At 58.4% G+C, this 19,966-nt stretch carries 18 protein-coding genes; 10 read left to right on the top strand and 8 right to left on the bottom strand.

Annotation, left to right across the window (positions count from 1 at the left end):
• Positions 1–196: 196 nt before the first annotated feature.
• Complete coding sequence (tcdA, locus tag ABVN21_RS17930; protein ID WP_339554407.1) at positions 197–1,015, top strand: tRNA cyclic N6-threonylcarbamoyladenosine(37) synthase TcdA; 819 nt, start codon at positions 197–199, stop codon at positions 1,013–1,015.
• 121 nt (positions 1,016–1,136) lie between these two features.
• On the opposite strand, the gene ABVN21_RS17925 is transcribed toward tcdA, so the two are convergent.
• From ABVN21_RS17925 to ABVN21_RS17910, 4 genes are all read right to left on the bottom strand, one after another.
• The gene (locus ABVN21_RS17925) at positions 1,137–1,550 is read right to left on the bottom strand and encodes a SufE family protein (protein WP_339554408.1); all 414 of its coding nucleotides are present in this window, start codon (positions 1,548–1,550) and stop codon (positions 1,137–1,139) included.
• Positions 1,547–2,752, bottom strand: coding sequence for a cysteine desulfurase (locus tag ABVN21_RS17920; protein WP_339554409.1), 1,206 nt, complete (start codon positions 2,750–2,752; stop codon positions 1,547–1,549). Before ABVN21_RS17920 ends, ABVN21_RS17925 begins: the two co-directional genes overlap by 4 nt.
• A gap of 114 nt (positions 2,753–2,866) precedes the next feature.
• Positions 2,867–3,901 (bottom strand): 2,3,4,5-tetrahydropyridine-2,6-dicarboxylate N-succinyltransferase, encoded by a 1,035-nt coding sequence (gene dapD / locus ABVN21_RS17915; RefSeq protein WP_339554410.1) that lies wholly within the window; start codon positions 3,899–3,901, stop codon positions 2,867–2,869.
• A 32-nt stretch (positions 3,902–3,933) separates the two neighbouring features.
• Positions 3,934–4,242 carry an arsenate reductase gene (locus ABVN21_RS17910; protein ID WP_353637249.1) on the bottom strand — a complete coding sequence of 103 codons (309 nt, stop codon included), beginning with the start codon at positions 4,240–4,242 and terminating at the stop codon, positions 3,934–3,936.
• A 337-nt stretch (positions 4,243–4,579) separates the two neighbouring features.
• Between ABVN21_RS17910 and ABVN21_RS17905 the strand changes: the two genes are divergently transcribed.
• A complete protein-coding gene (locus ABVN21_RS17905) occupies positions 4,580–6,211 on the top strand; it encodes a Na+/H+ antiporter (RefSeq protein ID WP_339554412.1) in 1,632 nt (543 codons plus the stop codon).
• Positions 6,212–6,243: 32 nt separating this feature from the next.
• Here ABVN21_RS17905 and ABVN21_RS17900 read toward each other — a convergent pair whose 3' ends face one another.
• The 4 genes from ABVN21_RS17900 to map form a co-directional block, all read right to left on the bottom strand.
• On the bottom strand, positions 6,244–6,984 hold the full coding sequence (locus ABVN21_RS17900; protein WP_339554413.1) for a M12 family metallopeptidase: 741 nt from the start codon (positions 6,982–6,984) through the stop codon (positions 6,244–6,246).
• A 206-nt stretch (positions 6,985–7,190) separates the two neighbouring features.
• The gene (gene dapC / locus ABVN21_RS17895) at positions 7,191–8,390 is read right to left on the bottom strand and encodes a succinyldiaminopimelate transaminase (protein WP_339554414.1); all 1,200 of its coding nucleotides are present in this window, start codon (positions 8,388–8,390) and stop codon (positions 7,191–7,193) included.
• A gap of 167 nt (positions 8,391–8,557) precedes the next feature.
• Positions 8,558–11,260: a [protein-PII] uridylyltransferase gene (locus ABVN21_RS17890; protein WP_339554415.1), complete on the bottom strand. Its 2,703-nt coding sequence runs from the start codon at positions 11,258–11,260 to the stop codon at positions 8,558–8,560.
• A 45-nt stretch (positions 11,261–11,305) separates the two neighbouring features.
• Positions 11,306–12,088 (bottom strand): type I methionyl aminopeptidase, encoded by a 783-nt coding sequence (gene map, locus ABVN21_RS17885; protein WP_339554416.1) that lies wholly within the window; start codon positions 12,086–12,088, stop codon positions 11,306–11,308.
• A 371-nt stretch (positions 12,089–12,459) separates the two neighbouring features.
• Between map and rpsB the strand changes: the two genes are divergently transcribed.
• The 8 genes from rpsB (at position 12,460) to rseP (ending at position 19,927) form a co-directional block, all read left to right on the top strand.
• On the top strand, positions 12,460–13,197 hold the full coding sequence (gene rpsB, locus ABVN21_RS17880; RefSeq protein ID WP_003222119.1) for a 30S ribosomal protein S2: 738 nt from the start codon (positions 12,460–12,462) through the stop codon (positions 13,195–13,197).
• Between the two features lie 190 nt (positions 13,198–13,387).
• Positions 13,388–14,251, top strand: a complete 864-nt coding sequence (tsf, locus tag ABVN21_RS17875; protein ID WP_339554417.1) for a translation elongation factor Ts — start codon at positions 13,388–13,390, stop codon at positions 14,249–14,251.
• A gap of 210 nt (positions 14,252–14,461) precedes the next feature.
• Entirely contained in the window at positions 14,462–15,205 is a 744-nt protein-coding gene (gene pyrH, locus ABVN21_RS17870; protein WP_003222124.1) for a UMP kinase, read from the top strand.
• Positions 15,202–15,759: a ribosome recycling factor gene (gene frr, locus ABVN21_RS17865; RefSeq protein WP_034149898.1), complete on the top strand. Its 558-nt coding sequence runs from the start codon at positions 15,202–15,204 to the stop codon at positions 15,757–15,759. The genes pyrH and frr overlap by 4 nt, the downstream gene beginning before the upstream one ends.
• 13 nt (positions 15,760–15,772) lie before the next feature.
• Entirely contained in the window at positions 15,773–16,528 is a 756-nt protein-coding gene (uppS, locus tag ABVN21_RS17860) for a polyprenyl diphosphate synthase (RefSeq protein ID WP_034149897.1), read from the top strand.
• Complete coding sequence (locus tag ABVN21_RS17855) at positions 16,528–17,334, top strand: phosphatidate cytidylyltransferase (protein ID WP_339554418.1); 807 nt, start codon at positions 16,528–16,530, stop codon at positions 17,332–17,334. The genes uppS and ABVN21_RS17855 overlap by 1 nt, the downstream gene beginning before the upstream one ends.
• Positions 17,331–18,521 (top strand): 1-deoxy-D-xylulose-5-phosphate reductoisomerase, encoded by a 1,191-nt coding sequence (gene ispC, locus ABVN21_RS17850; protein WP_339554419.1) that lies wholly within the window; start codon positions 17,331–17,333, stop codon positions 18,519–18,521. Before ABVN21_RS17855 ends, ispC begins: the two co-directional genes overlap by 4 nt.
• 53 nt (positions 18,522–18,574) lie before the next feature.
• Positions 18,575–19,927, top strand: a complete 1,353-nt coding sequence (gene rseP / locus ABVN21_RS17845) for a sigma E protease regulator RseP (RefSeq protein ID WP_339554420.1) — start codon at positions 18,575–18,577, stop codon at positions 19,925–19,927.
• Positions 19,928–19,966 lie beyond the last annotated feature (39 nt).

Below are 19,966 nucleotides of genomic sequence, written 5' to 3'. Positions count from 1 at the left end.
AAAGACTGTGGAACAAATGAACGGTCGGCGGCCGCTGAAGGGCGCGCATCCTACACTGGCAGTTCACTGAACGTACACCGGACAGGGAAATGCCGGACATTGGGCAATGTGCTTTCACATAAGTTCTTACACTTGTAGCTTGAAACTTAAAACTTGCAGCTGCGAAGCCCTATAATGCGCGCCGGTTTTTGAGGTGATGGTCATGAGTGCAGAAGATCCACGGTTTGCGGGTATCGCCCGTTTGTATGGCATCGAAGGCCTTGAGCGCTTGAAAGCAGCCCATGTAGCCATCGTTGGTGTCGGTGGCGTCGGTTCCTGGGCGGCGGAAGCCATGGCCCGTTGCGGTGTGGGCGAGATTTCGCTGTTCGACCTCGACGACGTCTGCGTCAGCAACGCCAACCGTCAGTTGCACGCACTGGACAGCACCGTCGGCAAACCCAAGGTCGAAGTGATGGCCGAGCGCCTGCGCGGAATCAACCCGGAATGCACGGTGCACGCAGTGCCTGATTTCGTCACCCGCGAGACCATGGCCGAATACATCACGCCGAACATCGATTGCGTGATCGACTGCATCGACAGCGTCAACGCCAAAGCGGCGCTGATTGCCTGGTGCAAGCGCCGCAAGATCCAGATCATCACCACTGGTGGCGCGGGCGGGCAGATCGACCCGACGCTGATCCAGGTTTGCGACCTGAACCGGACATTCAATGATCCGCTGGCTTCGAAAGTGCGTTCCACCCTGCGTCGTGATTACGGTTTCTCGCGCACCGTGACCCGCCATTACAGCGTGCCGTGCGTATTTTCCACCGAGCAACTGCGCTACCCGAAACCGGACGGCAGTATTTGTTTGCAGAAGAGTTTTGTCGGCGATGGCGTGAAGCTCGACTGCGCCGGCGGGTTTGGCGCAGTGATGATGGTAACGGCGACGTTTGGCATGGTCGCGGCGACCAAGGCTGTGGACAAGATTGTGGCGGGAGTTCGGCGGCCAGCGGATCGGATCAAGCCACAGGCTTGAATCCTACCCCTGTAGGAGCCGGCTTGCTGGCGATACAGGCGACACGGTATGCCTGACACACCGCAGCGCCTGGATCGCCAGCAAGCCGGCTCCTACAGGGTGGTGTGGCGCCAAACAATCATCATTCACCCGCAAGGGCCAGCTCGCGCATGCGCTGCAGAACCGCATTCAATCCGTTACTACGCGAATGCGACAACTGCCGTCCCAATCCCAACTGATTGAACCACTCCGGCAAATCCACCTGCCGCAACTCATCCGCCGACAACCCGTTCACCCGGGCCAGCAACAACGCCACCAAACCGCGAATCAACCGCGCATCGCTGTTGGCGCTGAACTGCCATTGACCATCGCGCAATTCGCCCACCAGCCATACCTGGCTTTCACAGCCGTGCACCCGGTTGGCGTCGCACATCTGCGCATCGCTCAGTACCGGCAGGCGTTCGCCCCACTGCATCAACAGGCGCGCCCGCTGTTCCCAACCGGCGGCACCCTGAAAGATGTCGAGCGCTGTTACAGCATCGGCAGGAAGGTTCATCGCAACAACTCCAGCGCTTGATCCAGCGCCTCAAAGAACCGTTCAAGATCTTCGGAATCATTGTAGAGCGCCAGCGAAACCCGGATTGCTCCGGCCAGTTCGAAGCTTTTGAGCAACGGCATGGCACAGTGGTGACCGGCGCGAACGGCGATCCCTTGCTCGGTCAGCAAATGCGCCAGGTCCGAGTTATGCACACCCTCGACGGTAAAACTGGCCAATGCCACTTGCGGCCTGCCCAGCAGGCGGATGCCAATGCGCGACTCAAGGCCCTTGAGCAAATAGTCATGCAGCGCCGCCTCATGGGCGGACACGGCGTCCTGATCGAGTCCGGTGAGGTAATCCAGCGTCGCTCCCAAACCAATCACACTGGCGATCGGCGGCGTCCCCGCCTCGAAGCCCAGCGGAGCGGGGCGAAAGCGCGCGTCATGGTAATTGGCGTCCAGCACCATCTCGCCGCCAAACTGCCAGGGGCGCAGGTGTTGCAACGCTTCGTTACGCCCGAACAACACGCCGAGGCCATCAGGCCCGTAGAGTTTGTGACTGGAAAACACATAGAAGTCGCAACCCAACGCCTGCACGTCATGCCGGCCGTGAACCACGCCTTGGGCGCCATCGATCACGGTCAGCGCGCCTTGTGCCTTGGCCATTGCCAACAGCGCAGGCAGCGGTTGCCAGGCGCCGATCACGTTGGATAACTGACTGACCGCCAGCAAGCGCGTGCGAGGTCCGATCAATTGTGCGGCGGCTTCGAGGTCAATAACGCCGTCGGTATCCAGTGGCAGGACTACCAGGTTCAGCTCGCGACGATGGGCCAGTTGCTGCCACGGCAGCAGGTTGGCGTGGTGCTCCAGGGCGCTGATGACAATCTCGTCGCCCGGATTGAATGAGTGTTCCAGGCCATAGGCCAGGAGATTCAGCGCGGAAGTTGCGCCATGGGTAAAGATAATCTGCCCGCAATCGCCGGCATTGAGCCACTTTGCGACTTTACGGCGACTGTCCTCGAATGCCTGGGTGGCATGAGCGCCGGGCAAGTGTTGCGCCCGATGCACGTTGGCTGCGCCATTGGCGTAGTAATGCGCCAGGGCATCCAGCAGGGCTTGAGGTTTTTGGGTGGTGGCGGCGTTGTCCAGATAGGTCTGGTCTTGCCGTTGCAGGGCGGCGATGGCCGGAAAGTCGGCGCGCCAGGGAGAGGGAATCATCATGCTATTGAGCCCTGGTGAACTTGGGCGGGGTGTACGCCTGACCGTTATGGGTTCGATTCTGCTCACGATGGCGGTTTCGAGGACGCCATCGCGAGCAGGCTCGCTCCCACAGGTTTAGTTGTGAGCGTGCAGCGCTTCGTTCAGTTCGATCGCCGATTTGTGGGTTTTGCATTCCACGGCACCGGTTTCCGAATTGCGGCGGAACAGCAGGTCAGGCTGACCTGCCAACTCACGGGCCTTGACCACTTTGACCAGCTGATTCTTCTCGTCCAGCAGCGCGACTTTGGTTCCGGCGGTCACATACAGGCCCGACTCAACGGTGTTGCGGTCGCCCAACGGGATACCGATACCGGCGTTAGCGCCGATCAGGCAGCCTTCGCCGACCTTGATCACGATGTTGCCGCCGCCCGACAGGGTGCCCATGGTCGAGCAACCGCCGCCCAGGTCCGAACCCTTGCCGACGAATACGCCAGCGGATACGCGGCCTTCGATCATGCCCGGGCCTTCGGTGCCGGCGTTGAAGTTGACGAAACCTTCGTGCATCACGGTGGTGCCTTCGCCGACGTAGGCGCCCAGACGCAGACGCGCCGCGTCAGCGATACGCACGCCAGCCGGAACCACGTAGTCGGTCATTTTCGGGAACTTGTCCACCGAGAACACTTCCAGCAGCTCGCCGCGCAGGCGGGCTTCGAGTTGATGCTCGGCCAGTTCGGCCAGGTCGATCGCGCCCTGGCTGGTCCAGGCCACGTTCGGCAGCAACGGGAACACACCGGCCAGGTTCAGGCCGTGCGGCTTGACCAGACGATGGGACAGCAGGTGCAGCTTGAGGTAAGCCTCAGGCGTGGAAGTCAGTTGAGCGTCTTCGGCCAGGATAGTGGCGACCAGCGGCTTGTGGCTCTCGGCCAGACGGGTCAGCAGGGCAGCCTGGGCGGCATCGACGCCTTTCACGGCTTCGGCCAGTTGCGACGCTTGCGCGGTGGTGAAGGTGATGGCCTGGTTGCCTTCGCTGTAGCCCAGGATCGGCGCGATGGCGGCGATCAGCTCAACGGAAGGATTGAGCAGTGGCTGCGCGTAAAACACTTCCAGCCAAGCGCCTTGACGATTTTGAGTGCCGACACCAAAGGCGAGGCTGAACGGGGTAGTGGACATGTTGATACCTCTAACAAATTGAAACGGGCCGCTTACTTGAGCGCTGCCGCGTAGATATCTGGCTTGAAGCCAATCAGGGTTCGGTCACCGAGATCGAGCACCGGGCGCTTGATCATCGAAGGTTGTGCGAGCATCAGTTCAATGGCTTTCGACTGGTCGAGATCGGCTTTGCGTTCGTCGTCGAGCTTGCGAAAGGTCGTGCCTGCACGGTTCAACACCACTTCCCAGCCGTGCTCGTTGCACCATTGGGTCAGGTGTTCACGGTCGATACCGACCGCTTTGTAATCATGGAAGTCATAGCTGACAGCGTGTTCATCGAGCCAGGAGCGCGCCTTTTTCATGGTGTCGCAGGCTTTGATGCCGAAAAGGTGCAACGTTTTACTTGAAACGGTCAAGGAATCGCCCCCTTTACAGGTGCCGGAAATAAAAGGTGTCGGATTATGCCATGACCGAACGGTTTCGCGGCGCTTGAGGTCGATTTCCCAGTGCGAAACCTGTGGGAGCCCGCCTGCTGGCGATAGCGTCTGATCTGCCTGCATCCGTATCGGATTTGCAGCCGCCATCGCCAGCAGGCGGGCTCCCACAAAAGGGGCTGCGACATTAGTGCAAAGGTCAGCGAACAGTCTAAGCGGCTAATATGGCACTTCTATGCTGTCGATTCTCCGGGAACCAAGTTCTATGCAAACCGCTTACACCGTCCTGATCCTGTTGATGCTGGTCGGCGTGTCACGCCTGATCGGACGGGTGATCCCGTTGCCATTGCCATTGGTGCAGATCGCCGCGGGTGCGTTGCTCGCTTGGCCGACACTGGGGCTGCATGTGACCCTCGACCCCGAGTTGTTTCTGTTTCTATTTTTGCCGCCGTTGTTGTTTTCCGACGGCTGGCGCATGCCCAAGCGTGAGTTCTGGCAATTACGCGGGCCGATCCTGACGCTGGCGGTGGGGTTGGTGCTGTTCACCGTGGTCGGGGCCGGGTATTTCATTCACTGGTTGTTGCCGAGCATTCCACTGCCCGTGGCTTTCGCGTTGGCGGCGGTGCTGTCGCCTACGGACGCCGTGGCAGTGTCGGCAATTTCCCAGAACCGTTTACCGACGCCGTTGATGCACATGCTGCAAGGTGAAGCGTTGATGAACGATGCTTCGGGCCTGGTGACGTTCAAGTTTGCCCTGGCTGCGGCTGTGACCGGTATGTTTTCGCTGGCCAATGCCAGTGTCACCTTCTTTCTGGTGGCGATCGGTGGCCTGGCCATCGGTGTGGCGTTGAGCTGGCTGGTCGGACGTATGCGCTCGTGGATGATTGCCCGTGGCTGGGATGATCCGGCGACTCATGTGGTCTTCATGTTGTTGCTGCCATTCGCTGCCTACGTGCTGGCCGAGCGCGTGGGCGCGTCTGGCATTCTGTCGGCGGTGGCAGCGGGGATGATGCAGAGCTGGCTCGATCTGCTGCCACGCCAGACCAACACGCGCCTGCTTAACCGCAGTGTCTGGGCATTGCTGGAGTTCGCCTTCAACGGCTTGATCTTCCTGCTGCTGGGTTTGCAGTTACCGGACATCATCAAGGCCGTGGCGAGTCATGAAACGTCCTTGTGGCCGACGCTTTTCTATCGCTGCTTCGACGTGGTGGCGATTTTCCTGGTGCTGTTGGTGTTGCGGTTTGTCTGGGTTCAGAGCATCTGGCGCCTTTCCATTTTGCTGCGACGCTGGCGCGGCAAAGATGAGATAACCCGGGTTCCAAGCGCGCGATCCTGCTGGTTGTTGACGGTCGGCGGCGTGCGCGGCGCGGTGACGCTGGCGGGCGTGATGTCAGTGCCGATGCTGATGGGGGACACGGGATTTCCCGAGCGCGACTTGCTGATTTTCATCGCTGCCGGGGTGATTTTGCTCTCGTTGATTGCAGCGTGCATCACGCTGCCACTTTTGTTGCGTGGCATCGAGGCCAGCCCGGACGACAAGCGGCGCAATGAAGTGCGCGAGGCTTGGCGCAAGACCGCTGAGGCGGCGATCCATGCACTCGAAACGGAGGAGGTCAGTCCACAGGACGCCACCGAGTCCGCATTGGCCGCTGAACTCAAGGCGCGAATCATGGCCGAGTATCGGCATCAGTTGGAAGTGTTCAACGATTCCGCCGAGGCGCAGGCTTTGGCGTTTCAGATGGATTTGCTTGAGCGGCGTCTGCGTTTGAAGGCGCTGCGGGCACAGCGCCTGGAGCTTTACAGCCTGAGTCGTCATCACCAGATTGGCGATGATGTATTGCGTGAAGTGTTGGGGGAACTTGATTTGAGTGAGGCCAAGTTGGGCGTGGTGAAGTAACGGCACCAACCTACTCAATGATGGGTAGCTGCTTAAGGATAAGCTTTGCGAGCAGCGGCTTTGTCGCCATCACTCAGTTGCAGGTTTGTTGGCTGTTCCCAATCTCCCACAGTACAAATGTTCAATACGTTGTAATGCATGATCGAGTGGCGATCATAGGGTTCATAAGATTGGTTGGCATCGCGCGGTAGGGGGAATACAGCTCCGTCAACATGCGCTCTGGACCATCCATACTCCAAAGCGTATTGCAGGTAAGTAGCTTCTCTATTCCACGGAATGCTGGCGTCGGGGTGTTGGTGCTCATGGAGAAAACCGAGGGCGTGCCCGAACTCGTGGAGAACAAGTGCTTCATAACCGGCAGAAGTGTAGTCGGTTCCCAGTTGCATAGTATGTAAAGTCGAAGGGACTGTTAAAGCGTCGGTTCCAATGGATGAGTGCCCGGAGTTATCTGATAGTGACGTCAGGTAAATCCGTATGTCGCCCACGTAGAGCTCATCGTTGTCAGGAAGTTCTATGAACTCAAATTTCAGGTTGACGTAGGGTAGCCATTTTTCAATGGCGTTTTTCACAATGTCGAAACCATCGTCATTATAGTCACTTATGGCGATTTTCAGTGTTCTTCCTGGCATCCAGTACTTTGTATGAACACTTACAGTCCTTCTGTTGTGTCTTGAATAAGTAGAGCCATTAGCCGGGTTTTCACTGATCGCCGCTTGGTATGACAATTGGTTGTCTGTGGGTGCCTTGATCAGGCAAGGTCGTAAAGTGGTCATAAATAACTTCCATGTTTTTTGTTTAAGTGGTGCGGGGCTTTAAGATTGATTCAATATCGATGATTTGTTTTTGGTTTGCCGGTTGGGTAGCCAGTTAAATGGTAGTTTTGGAATTTAACTTGTGCCAGATTGAAGCTGTTGCTTGATGTTTGGCTAAGCCCGCACGGCATTGCACTGTGCAGGCTTAGTTAAAACTTAGATTAAGTTTATTTCCGGCGAATTATAAAATCCCGGATACGCTCGGCAGCCTCAACACACTCTGCCAGAGGCGCAACCAACGCCATGCGCACACGCCCGGCCCCAGGGTTGACGCCATCGACATCCCGCGACAGGTAAGAGCCCGGTACAACGGTGACATGTTCTTGCTCGAACAAATCACGGCAGAAAGCAGCGTCGTCACCGGCCACATTCGGCCACAAATAAAAACCGCCATCCGGACGCTGTACGTCCATTACCGGGCTGAGGATTTGCAATACCGCGTCGTACTTTTCGCGATACAACGCGCGGTTGGCGCGCACGTGCACTTCGTCGTTCCAGGCGGCCACGCTGGCCAGTTGCGTCTGAACCGGCATCGCGCAGCCGTGGTAAGTGCGATAGAGCAGGAAACCTTTGAGAATTTCAGCGTCGCCGGCCACAAAACCCGAACGCAGGCCCGGCAGGTTGGAGCGCTTGGACAAGCTGTGGAACACCACGCAACGCTTGAAGTCGTTGCGACCCAGTTCTGCACAAGCGCTAAGCAAGCCGGGTGGCGGGGTTTGTTCGTCGAAATACAGTTCGCTGTAGCACTCGTCGGCGGCGATCACGAAGTCGTGCTCATCCGCCAGGGCGATCAGCTTCTTCAGGGTTTCGACCGGGATCAGCGCGCCGGTCGGGTTGCCTGGCGAGCACAGGAACAAGATCTGGCAGCGTTTCCAGATGTCCGCCGAGACAGCATCAAAATCCGGGTTGAAGCCATTTTCGTCCAGGCATGGCAGGTAATGCGGCTTGGCCCCGGCGAGGAACGCCGCACCTTCGTAGATCTGATAGAAGGGGTTCGGGCTGACCACCAGCGCATCGTCGCCACGGTTGACCACGGTCTGGGTGAAAGCGAACAGCGCTTCACGGGTGCCGTTGACCGGCAGCACGTTGCGCGCCGGGTCGATCCATCCGCTTGGGACATTGAAGCGACGCTCGCACCACGCCGCAATGGCTTCACGCAGCTCCGGGATCCCAAGAGTGGTCGGGTACACGGCCATTTTTTCCAGATTGCTGGCCAGGGCTTCGGCGACGAAGCTTGGCGAACGGTGCTTCGGTTCGCCGATCGACAGCGCGATAGGGCGTTTGTCCGGGTTTGGCGTGACGCTGCCGAGCAGGGCGCGGAGCTTTTCGAACGGGTAGGGCTGGAGCTGGGTCAGAGCGTTGTTCATCGGTAGATCTCGTTCGTGTGACGGCTGCCAGCCTTTGTAGGAGCTGGCTTGCCGGCGATGGTCGTTAATGATGACGCGTGCTTGGCGGGAAAGCGCGGCGCTTATGAGTCCATCGCTGGCAAGCCCGCTCCTACAAGGGCGGGTTCCATAGTGGGAAGTCTTTTTACTCAGATACTGATGCGCGACAGTTTGATATCGGGTTCATGGTTGACGCTCAACTGCTCGACGATTGCATCTTGTAACCGGCTGCATAGCAGCGGATCGGACAATGGGTGGTTGTTGGCGTCGGTGATGAAGAACACGTCTTCCACGCGCTCGCCGAGGGTGGCGATTTTCGCGTTCTGCAGTGACAGGTCGAACTCCAGGAAAATCGTGCCGATCCGCGCCAAAAGACCCGGGCGGTCGGGGGCGGTCAATTCAAGCACGGTCACCGGGCGCTGTGCGTCGTTGTGGATCGTCACCTGCGGCGCGAAGGCGAAATGCTTGAGCTGGCGCGGTACCCGACGCTGGATGATGGTCGGGTAGTCATCCGGGTTGCGCAGGGCCTCGGTCAGGCCGTCGCGGATCTGCTTGACCCGTGCCGGGTTGTCGCCGATCGAGTCGCCGTCTGTGTCGAGCACGATGTAGGTGTCGAGGGTGAACTGGCTGCTGGAGGTGATAACCCGGGCGTCATGGATGTTCAAGTTGAGCTGGTCCATCGCGGCCACGGTCACGGCGAAGAAGTCGTGCTGGTCCGGTGCGTAGATGAAGATCTGCGTGCCGCCCTCGAACTCGCGTTGCGTGGTTTCCTTGATCAACACCAGCGGCCCGCCGTCGGCCGGCTGCTGGAGGATCGCATCGCTGTGCCAGGCGACGTCGCCAGCGGTGTGGCGCAGGAAGTAGTCATCACCCAACTGCGCCCACAACTGCTCGACGTCGTCCGGATCGGTGCCGCCGCGCACCAGGATGTCCAGGGCGGCGCTCTGGGTCTGGCGGATCTGCTCTTCGCGATCCACCGGGTTTTCCAGGCCGCGACGCAGGGCTCGCTTGGTCTCGGTGTAGAGCTGGCGCAACAGGCTGGCGCGCCAGGAATTCCATAGCGTCGGGTTGGTGGCGTTGATGTCGGCGACGGTCAGCACGTACAGATAATCGAGGCGGGTTTCATCACCGACGATCTGTGCGAAGTCATGGATGACCTGCGGGTCGGACAAGTCCTTGCGCTGGGCAGTGGTCGACATCACCAAATGGTTCTGCACCAGCCACACGATCAGGCGACTGTCCCACACGGGCAACTGATGGCGCTGGCAAAAAGCCTCGGCATCCACGGCGCCAATGTCCGAGTGATCGCCGTGCCGGCCTTTGCCTATGTCGTGGTAGAGGCCGGCCATGTAGATCAGCTCGGGCTTGGGCAGTTTGCCCATGGTTTTGCTGGCCAGCGGGAATTTTTCCGACACCTGGGTGTACTGCAGCTTACGCAGGTGTTTGATCAGGTTCAGCGTGTGGGCATCGACCGTATAAATGTGGAACAGGTCGTGTTGCATCTGCCCGACGATGAAACCGAATTCGGGCAGATAGCGCCCCAGGATGCCGTAACGGTTCATCCGCCGCAGGTTGCGGTGGATGCCGATCTTGCATTTGAACAATTCAATAAACAGGCTGGTGTTGCGAATGTCGTTGCGGAAGTCGTCGTCAATGAGGTGGCGGTGTTCCCGCAGCAGACGAATGGTGTCGGCGCGCACGCCTTTGATTTCCGGCTGCTGGGCCATCAGCACGAATATCTCCAGCATGGCGAACGGCGTGCGGCGAAACACGTTGTCGTTGCGCGCCTCGATGTATCCGTCGTGCAGCTGGAATCGCGAGTTGATGGGTTGCGGCGACGCTTCGTCTTCCGGGGCGAGGATGACTTCCTCGAAATGCTGGATGATCAGGTCACTGAGCTGGGCAATGCTCATGACCACCCGGTAATACTGCTGCATGAAGTTTTCGATCGCCTGCTTGGCGTCGTCACCTTCAAAACCCAGCAGCTTGGCGATGGTGCGCTGGTGGTCAAATAACAGACGGTCTTCGGAGCGGCCGGCGAGCATGTGCAGGGCGTAACGCACTTTCCACAGGAACTCCTGGGACGAAGCCAGCAGGGCGTTTTCGCTCTCCACCAGGAAGCCTTCGCCAGCCAGTGCACGCAGGTTCAGGGTGCCGTACTCGCGGCGAGCCACCCACAGAATGGTCTGAATATCCCGCAGCCCGCCGGGCGAGCCTTTGACGTTGGGTTCCAGGTTGTATTCGGTGTCGTTGTATTTGTGGTGGCGGGCCTTCTGTTCGGCGCGTTTGGCCAGGAAGAAGTCCTTGCTCGGCCACATGTGCGCGGTGCTGGTGACATCCAGCATGCGCTGGCGCAAGTGCTCAGGACCGCAGATGGTACGGCTTTCCATCAGGTTGGTGACAACCGTCAGGTCAGCGCGGGCCTCGACGGCGCACTCGTCGACCGAGCGAACGCTCTGACCGACTTCCAGGCCGATGTCCCACAGCAACGTCAGAAAACGCTCGATGGAATCGCGGAAAACTTCATGATCGGCGCTGTCCAGCAGGATCAGCAAATCGATATCGGAATACGGGTGCAACTCGCCACGACCGTAGCCGCCGACCGCGACCAGCGCAATGTCGGCGTCTTCACTCCAATTGAACTGCTCCCAGGCTTTTTGCAGGATGTTGTCGACGAACCAGGCGCGATCCTCGATCAGCCGGCGGATATCCCGGCCGCTGCGAAAGCGCCCGTCGAGCACCTCGCGGGCCTGGCGGATGGCCTTCTTGAAGGCCGCGATCGGGCTTGCCTTCAGGGCCAGTTCAGCCTGGAACTGGCCGCGGTCGAAGAGTTCGGGATCCACCTGCGGCATCGATTGGCTTTCCTTTCAATAAGGCTGGGAAATGTTCGGGGTTGATCAGACCGAAACGCGCGCGATAGTGTCGTCGCTGCGCAGGGTGAAGATCTCGTAGCCTGTCTCGGTGACCAGCAGAGTGTGCTCCCACTGTGCCGACAACTTGCGGTCCTTGGTGATCGCGGTCCAGCCGTCGCCCAGTACCTTGGTGTCGGCTTTGCCCTGGTTGATCATCGGCTCGATTGTGAAGGTCATGCCTGCTTGCAGCTCCATGCCGGTGCCTGCGCGACCGTAGTGCAGAATTTGTGGCTCTTCGTGGAAGACCTTGCCGATACCGTGACCGCAAAATTCGCGAACTACCGAGAAACCGTTCTTTTCAGCGTGCTTCTGGATAATTTCGCCGATGTCGCCGAGGCGGCAGCCGGGCTTGACGATCTCGATCGCCTTGTACATGCATTCCTGCGTCACTTGCGACAGGCGCTCGGCCCAGACCGGTACGCTGCCGACGTGGAACATGCGGCTGGTGTCGCCGTGGTAACCGTCCTTGATGACGGTGACGTCGATGTTCAGGGTGTCGCCATCCTTCAACGGCTTGTCGTTCGGGATACCGTGGCAGACCACGTGGTTGATCGACGTGCAAATCGACTTCGGATAGCCCTTGTAGTTAAGCGGTGCAGGGATGGCTTGCTGTTCGTTGACGATATAGTCGTGGCAGATCTGGTTCAGCTGATCAGTGGTGACGCCCGGTTTGACATGTTCGGCAATCATTTCCAGCACATCGGCCGCCAGTTTGCCGGCAACGCGCATTTTCGCGATGTCCTCGGGGGTTTTGAGGGTGACGGTCATACAGGCTCTCTCTGCGCTCGATGGCGCTTTCTTGACGAAAAGGGCGTGCGCGATCGGTCGCCGCAGCCCTGAAATACGCGATTCTATCAGACGATCAGCGCAAATCTGCGCCTCTGTGCATCGCTTCTCTCTATAGAATGGTGCATTCTGGGCGGATTCCAAGGGGTGGAGTCGCGTGCTCGCGAGGATTTCAGAATCCGGGTTCCGTTTTTTTCTCCCTTGTGATATAAAATGCGCCGCTTTCCGGGGATGCCCCGAAAAGCCTAAATCCACACACGTGTCGACACGATGACCTGGGTGCCTTCAGCTGAATGCTGCTGGTTGGTCATTGGGATACGTGGAGGCCAAACCCGACTTATTAAGGAACTATCATGTCCCAAGTCAACATGCGCGATATGCTGAAGGCCGGTGTGCACTTCGGTCACCAGACCCGTTACTGGAACCCGAAAATGGGTAAGTACATTTTCGGCGCGCGTAACAAGATCCACATCATCAACCTTGAAAAAACCCTGCCAATGTTCAACGAAGCTCTGACTTTCGTAGAGCGTCTGGCCCAGGGCAAAAACAAGATTCTGTTCGTCGGCACCAAGCGTTCCGCTGGCAAGATCGTTGCTGAAGAAGCAGCACGTTGCGGTTCGCCGTACGTCGATCACCGCTGGTTGGGCGGCATGCTGACCAACTTCAAAACCATCCGTGCTTCCATCAAGCGTCTGCGTGACCTTGAAGTGCAAGCCGAAGACGGTACTTTCGCCAAGCTGACCAAGAAAGAAGCGCTGATGCGCTCCCGTGACCTGGAAAAGCTGGATCGTTCCCTGGGTGGTATCAAGGACATGGGCGGTCTGCCAGACGCTCTGTTCGTTATCGACGTTGATCACGAGCGCATCGCGATCACCGAAGCCAACAAGCTGGGCATCCCGGTTATCGGCGTAGTCGATACCAACAGCAGCCCGGAAGGCGTTGACTACATCATCCCAGGTAACGATGACGCAATCCGCGCTATCCAGCTGTACATGGGTTCGATGGCTGACGCTGTTATCCGTGGTCGCAACAACGTTGCCGGCGGCACCGTAGAGTTCGCAGCTGAAGAAACTCAGGCTGCAGCTGAGTAATTGACGCCCTGGCGTTGACTCAGTAAGCAAAAAGGGGGCTTGGCCCCCTTTTTGCCACCTCGAAAACCATTTGTCGGCGCCCACTGCTCTATCTGTAACGTGCGGCAGCTAACAAAGGTGGTTCGGGAAGAATTGAACGCCCGTTCGATCGGGTGGAATGGTTGATAACCTATCCAAGAGGAATTTTGAAATGGCAGAGATTACTGCAGCGTTGGTCAAAGAACTGCGCGAGCGTACTGGCGAAGGCATGATGGACTGCAAAAAGGCCTTGACCAAGGCTGGCGGCGACATCGAAAAAGCCATTGATGACATGCGTGCTTCGGGCGCGATCAAGGCTGCCAAGAAAGCGGGCAACGTTGCCGCTGAAGGCGCAATCGCCATCAAGGCTGACGACAAGTCCGCTGTACTGCTGGAAGTTAACTCGCAGACCGACTTCCTGGCCCTGCAAGACGACTTCAAGAACTTCGTAGCTGCCAGCGTAGAAAAAGCCTTCGCCGAAAAACTGACCGACGCAGCTCCGCTGATCGCCGCTCAGGAATCGGCTCGTGAAGCCCTGGTGGGCAAAGTTGGCGAAAACGTCAACATCCGTCGCCTGGTGCGCGTAGAGGGTGACGTTGTCGGCACCTACCTGCACGGTAACAAGATCGGTGTTGCTGTTGTTCTCAAGGGCGGCGATGTTCAGCTGGCCAAAGAGATCGCCATGCACGTGGCGGCAAGCAACCCTGAGTTCCTGCTGCCATCGCAGGTTTCGCCAGAAGCCATCGAGCGTGAGAAAGCCGTATTCCTGTCTTTGAACGAAGACAAGATGAAAGGCAAGCCTGCTGAAATCGTCGAGAAGATGATCGCTGGCCGTATCACCAAGTTCCTGGCTGAAGCCAGCCTGGTAGAGCAAGCTTTCGTGATGAACCCAGAAGTCACCGTTGGTGCTCTGGCCAAGAAAGCCGGCGCTGAAATCGTTTCCTTCACCTACTTCAAAGTCGGCGAAGGCATCGAGAAGCCAGTGGACAACTTCGCTGAAGAAGTTGCTGCACAGCTGGCTGCCGCCAAGCAATAAGACAGTTTTTTAACTGTCGCCCTGAAGAGGCTGCCCGCTCACGCGCGCAGCCTCTTTTCAGATGGGGCGCCAATTTTTAATTGGTTTCCTGTTGGAACTGGCTTACAAAGCCATGTTCCGATGGCGCTGAAGCAGCGCCAAGCTAGAGTGAACGCCAGCTGAAAACAGCTCGCAAAGAATTTTTAAAATACGCCGCAGGAGAGATTCGCAATGGCTCAGCAGGGCAGTGGTTATCAGGCTCGCTATAAACGCATTCTACTCAAGCTTAGCGGCGAGGCCCTGATGGGCTCGGAAGAGTTCGGGATCGATCCGAAGGTTCTGGATCGCATGGCGCTGGAAGTTGGCCAGTTGGTCGGCATCGGCGTCCAGGTCGGTCTGGTGATCGGCGGCGGTAACCTGTTCCGTGGTGAAGCGCTGAGCAAGGCCGGCATGGATCGGGTCACGGGCGACCACATGGGCATGCTGGCCACTGTGATGAACGCCCTGGCCATGCGCGATGCGCTTGAACGTGCCAATATCTCGGCCATCGTGATGTCGGCCATTTCCATGGTCGGCGTGACCGATCACTACGATCGCCGCAAGGCCATGCGTCACCTGAATTCCAAGGACGTGGTGATTTTCGCGGCCGGTACCGGCAACCCTTTCTTCACCACGGATTCGGCAGCCTGCCTGCGTGCAATCGAAATCGATGCCGATGTCGTGCTCAAGGCCACCAAGGTCGATGGCGTCTACACCGCTGACCCATTCAAAGACCCGCATGCCGAGAAGTTCGATCATCTGACTTACGATGAAGTGCTGGATCGCAAGCTGGGCGTGATGGATCTGACGGCGATTTGCCTGTGCCGCGACCACAAGATGCCATTGCGCGTATTTAACATGAACAAGCCCGGCGCCCTGCTGAACATCGTACATGGTGGCGCTGAAGGGACCCTGATCGAGGAAGGCCAACAATGATCAACGAAATCAAGAAAGACGCTCAAGAGCGCATGCAGAAATCCGTGGAATCGCTGGCGCACAACTTCGGTCGTATTCGTACCGGCCAGGCGCACCCGAGCATTCTCGAAGGTGTGATGGTTCCGTACTACGGCTCCGACACGCCGATCAAGCAAGTGGCGAACATCACCGTTAAAGACGCCCGTACCCTGCAAGTCGTTGCCTTTGAGCGCAACATGCTCGGTGCCGTCGACAAGGCCATCGGTAGCGCTGGTTTGAACCTCAACCCGACTAACCTCGGTGAGTTGCTGCTGATCTCAATGCCCGCCCTGACTGAGGAAACCCGTAAGGGCTTCACCAAGCAGGCTCGTGATGTCGCTGAAGATGCCCGTGTTGCCGTGCGCAACATTCGTCGTGATGCCAACAGCTCGCTGAAGGACCTGGTCAAGGAAAAGGAAATCAGCGAAGACGAAGAGCGTCGCGCAACCAGCGAAATCGATGATCTGACCAAGAAGTACGTGGCTCAAATCGACGCGAACCTGGCGCAAAAAGAAAAAGACCTGATGGCCGTATAAGGGTCGCGATTTCATGGAAAAGACCAAGCAGGCTGCACCGTCCGCGGTGCCGCGCCATGTCGCGATTATCATGGATGGTAATAATCGCTGGGCGAAAAAACGCTTTATGCCGGGTGTCGCCGGGCATAAAGCGGGCGTGGATGCGGTTCGTGCAGTTATCGAGGTGTGTGCCGAGGCCGGGGTCGAAGTATTGACCCTGTTCGCGTTTTCCAGTGAGAACTGGCAACGCCCGGCCGACGAAGTCAGTGCCTTGATGGACCTGTTCTTCAAGGCCTTGCGTCGCGAGGCCAAGCGCCTCAATGAAAACAACATCAGTTTGCGCATCATTGGCGACCGATCGCGTTTTCATCCGGAGCTCCAGGCGGCGATGCGCGAGGCTGAGTCAATGACGGCCGGCGCCAATCGTTTTGTCCTGCAAATCGCTGCCAACTACGGTGGTCAGTGGGATATCGCGCAAGCCGCGCAGCGCTTGGCGCGGGAAGTTCAGGCCGGGCATCTGCGTCCGGAAGACATCACCCCGGAACTGCTGCAAACCTGTCTGGCTACCGGCGATCTGCCGTTGCCGGACTTGTGCATCCGTACCGGTGGCGAACATCGCATCAGTAACTTCCTGCTGTGGCAGCTGGCGTACGCCGAGTTGTATTTCTCCGACCTGTTCTGGCCGGACTTCAAACACGACGCCATGCGTAACGCGCTGGCCGATTTCGCATCTCGCCAGCGCCGCTTCGGTAAAACGAGCGAGCAGGTCGAGGCTGGAGCCCGGGTTTAATGCTTAAACAACGAATCATCACTGCACTGATCCTGCTGCCGATTGCCTTGTGTGGTTTTTTCCTGCTCGAGGGGGCGGCTTTCGCGCTGTTCATCGGGCTGGTCGTGACCCTCGGCGCCTGGGAATGGGCGCGCCTGGCAGGCTTTACCGCGCAGCCGATTCGCGTTGCATTCGCAGCTATCGTCGCGTTGATGTTGTTTGTCATGTACCTGCTTCCCGGGCTCGCGCCATGGGTATTGGGTGCGTCGGTAATCTGGTGGGGGATTGCGACTTATCTGGTGCTGACTTATCCGCAGTCCAGCGAGCATTGGGCCAGTGCGGCCTGCAAGCTGGTGATTGGATTGCTGATTTTGCTGCCGGCCTGGCAAGGCCTGGTGCAGATCAAACAATACCCATTGGGTAACTGGCTGATCATGGCGGTGATGGTGCTGGTCTGGGGTGCCGATATCGGCGCGTATTTCTCCGGCCGGGCCTTCGGCAAGCGCAAGCTCGCGCCGCAAGTCAGTCCTGGCAAAAGCTGGGAAGGTGTCTACGGTGGTTTGGCTCTGAGTCTGGTCATCACTGTAATCGTCGGGTTTTTCCGCGACTGGACCGTTGCTGAACTGTTCAAGGGCTTGATCGGCGCCGCCTTGATCGTGTTTATCTCGGTCGTGGGTGATCTCACTGAGAGCATGTTCAAGCGCCAGTCCGGGATCAAGGACAGCAGCAATTTACTGCCGGGTCACGGTGGTGTGCTCGACCGAATTGACAGCCTGACCGCTGCGATTCCAGTGTTTGCCGTGCTGTTGTGGATGGCAGCACCGTGAGTCGCCCGCAGCAGATTACCGTACTGGGAGCCACCGGTTCGATTGGCTTGAGCACGCTTGATGTCATCGCTCGCCATCCCGAGCGATATCAAGTGTTCGCCCTGAGTGGTTTCACTCGGTTGAGAGAGTTGCTGGCGCTGTGTGTGCGTCACGTTCCGCGTTTCGCCGTAGTGCCTGAAGCCGGTGCTGCCCGAACCCTGCAGGATGATTTGCGTGCGGCAGGTCTTTCGACCCGTGTTTTGGTTGGGGAAGAAGGTCTGTGCCAGATCGCTGCCGATCCGGAAGTCGATGCGGTCATGGCGGCCATCGTCGGCGCGGCGGGGTTGCGTCCGACCCTGGCGGCGGTCGAGGCCGGCAAGAAGATTCTCCTGGCCAACAAAGAAGCACTGGTGATGTCCGGTGCATTGTTCATGCAAGCGGTGCGCAAGAGTGGTTCGGTGTTGCTGCCGATCGACAGTGAACACAACGCCATTTTCCAGTGCATGCCACAGGATTTTGCCCGCGGTCTCGGCAAAGTCGGCGTGCGTCGGATTTTGCTGACAGCCTCTGGTGGGCCGTTCCGACAGACGCCCATGGCTGAGTTGGCGCATGTTTCACCTGAGCAAGCGTGCGCCCATCCGAACTGGTCCATGGGGCGCAAGATTTCGGTCGATTCGGCCAGCATGATGAACAAAGGGTTGGAGCTGATAGAAGCCTGTTGGCTTTTTGATGCGAAGCCATCTCAGGTCGAAGTGGTGATTCACCCGCAGAGCGTGATTCATTCTCTGGTTGATTACATAGATGGTTCGGTACTGGCCCAATTGGGCAATCCGGACATGCGCACGCCAATCGCCAACGCGCTGGCCTGGCCAGAGCGGATCGATTCGGGCGTGGCGCCGCTGGATCTGTTTGCCATTGCGCGCCTGGACTTCCAGGCGCCCGATGAAGAACGGTTCCCTTGCTTGCGTCTGGCCCGTTTGGCGGCCGAAGCCGGCAACAGTGCGCCGGCGATGCTGAATGCCGCGAATGAGGTGGCTGTTGCGGCCTTTCTCGACGGACGGGTCCGTTATCCGGAAATCGCGAGTATCATCGAGGAAGTGTTGAATATCGAGCCGGTAGTAGCGGTGGAAGATCTCGAGGCGGTGTTCACGGCGGATGCGAAGGCGCGTGTGCTGGCCGAACAATGGTTGAGTCGTCACGGGCGATAACTGCTGTAGTGTGTTGGCCCGTGCAGCACCGGATAGGAATGCGGAGAAAGTAGATGAGCGCGCTCTATATGATTGTCGGCACCCTGGTGGCTCTGGGTGTGCTGGTTACCTTCCACGAGTTCGGCCATTTTTGGGTCGCGCGTCGCTGTGGGGTCAAAGTGCTGCGCTTCTCCGTGGGCTTCGGGATGCCGCTGTTGCGCTGGCACGACAAGAAAGGTACTGAATTCGTGGTGGCTGCCATTCCGCTGGGTGGCTACGTAAAGATGCTCGACGAGCGTGAAGGCGAAGTGCCTGCGGATCAGCTCGATCAATCCTTCAACCGCAAAACCGTGCATCAGCGCATCGCCATCGTGGCGGCGGGACCGATTGCCAATTTTCTGTTGGCATTGGCGTTTTTCTGGGTGCTGGCCATGCTCGGCAGTGAGCAGGTGCGCCCCGTCATTGGTGCTGTAGAGACGGGCAGTATCGCCGCCAAGGCCGGTTTGAATGCAGGCCAGGAAATTATCTCCATCGACGGCGAGCCGACTTCAGGCTGGGCGGCGGTAAATTTACAGCTGGTCCGTCGCCTTGGGGAGAGCGGTTCCCTGCAAGTGTTGGTTCGTGATCAGGGCTCCACGGTTGACGCGCCACGTGAGCTGGCTCTGGATAAATGGCTCAAGGGGGCCGACGAGCCGGATCCGATTCGCTCGCTGGGTATTCGTCCCTGGCGTCCGGCATTGCCGCCGGTCCTGGCTGAGATTGATCCGAAAGGCCCGGCCCAGGCGGCTGGACTGAAAACCGGTGACCGCTTGCTGGCACTTGACGGCAAGTCGCTGGATGACTGGCAGCAGGTGGTCGATACCGTTCGTATGCATCCTGATACCAAAATCATGCTGCGGGTAGAGCGTGATGCTGCTCAAATCGACGTCCCTGTCACGCTGGCTGCGCGTGGCGACAAGAAAACGCCGAGTGGTTATCTGGGTGCGGGGGTGAAGGCTGTCGATTGGCCACCGGAGATGGTTCGAGAGGTCAGCTACGGTCCTTTGGCAGCGATTGGGGAGGGGGCTCGACGCACTTGGACCATGAGCGTTCTGACCCTCGATTCGCTGAAGAAAATGTTGTTCGGTGAGCTCTCGGTAAAAAACTTGAGTGGACCGATAACCATTGCTAAAGTGGCGGGCGCTTCGGCCCAGTCGGGTGTCGCTGATTTCCTGAATTTCCTTGCTTATCTGAGTATTAGCTTGGGCGTTCTGAATTTGCTGCCCATTCCTGTGTTGGATGGGGGGCATTTGTTGTTTTATCTGATCGAGTGGGCGCGTGGTCGTCCCTTGTCGGATCGGGTGCAGGGTTGGGGGATACAGATCGGTATCAGTTTGGTGGTCGGAGTGATGTTGCTCGCTTTGGTCAATGATCTGGGTCGTCTGTAACACTTCGCTGAATTGCGAATCTGCCGCATTTTGCGGCAG

The sequence above is a fragment of the Pseudomonas sp. MYb327 genome (genome assembly GCF_040438925.1).
Lineage (GTDB): Bacteria > Pseudomonadota > Gammaproteobacteria > Pseudomonadales > Pseudomonadaceae > Aquipseudomonas.
This window is presented reverse-complemented; position numbering and strand designations above follow the sequence as displayed.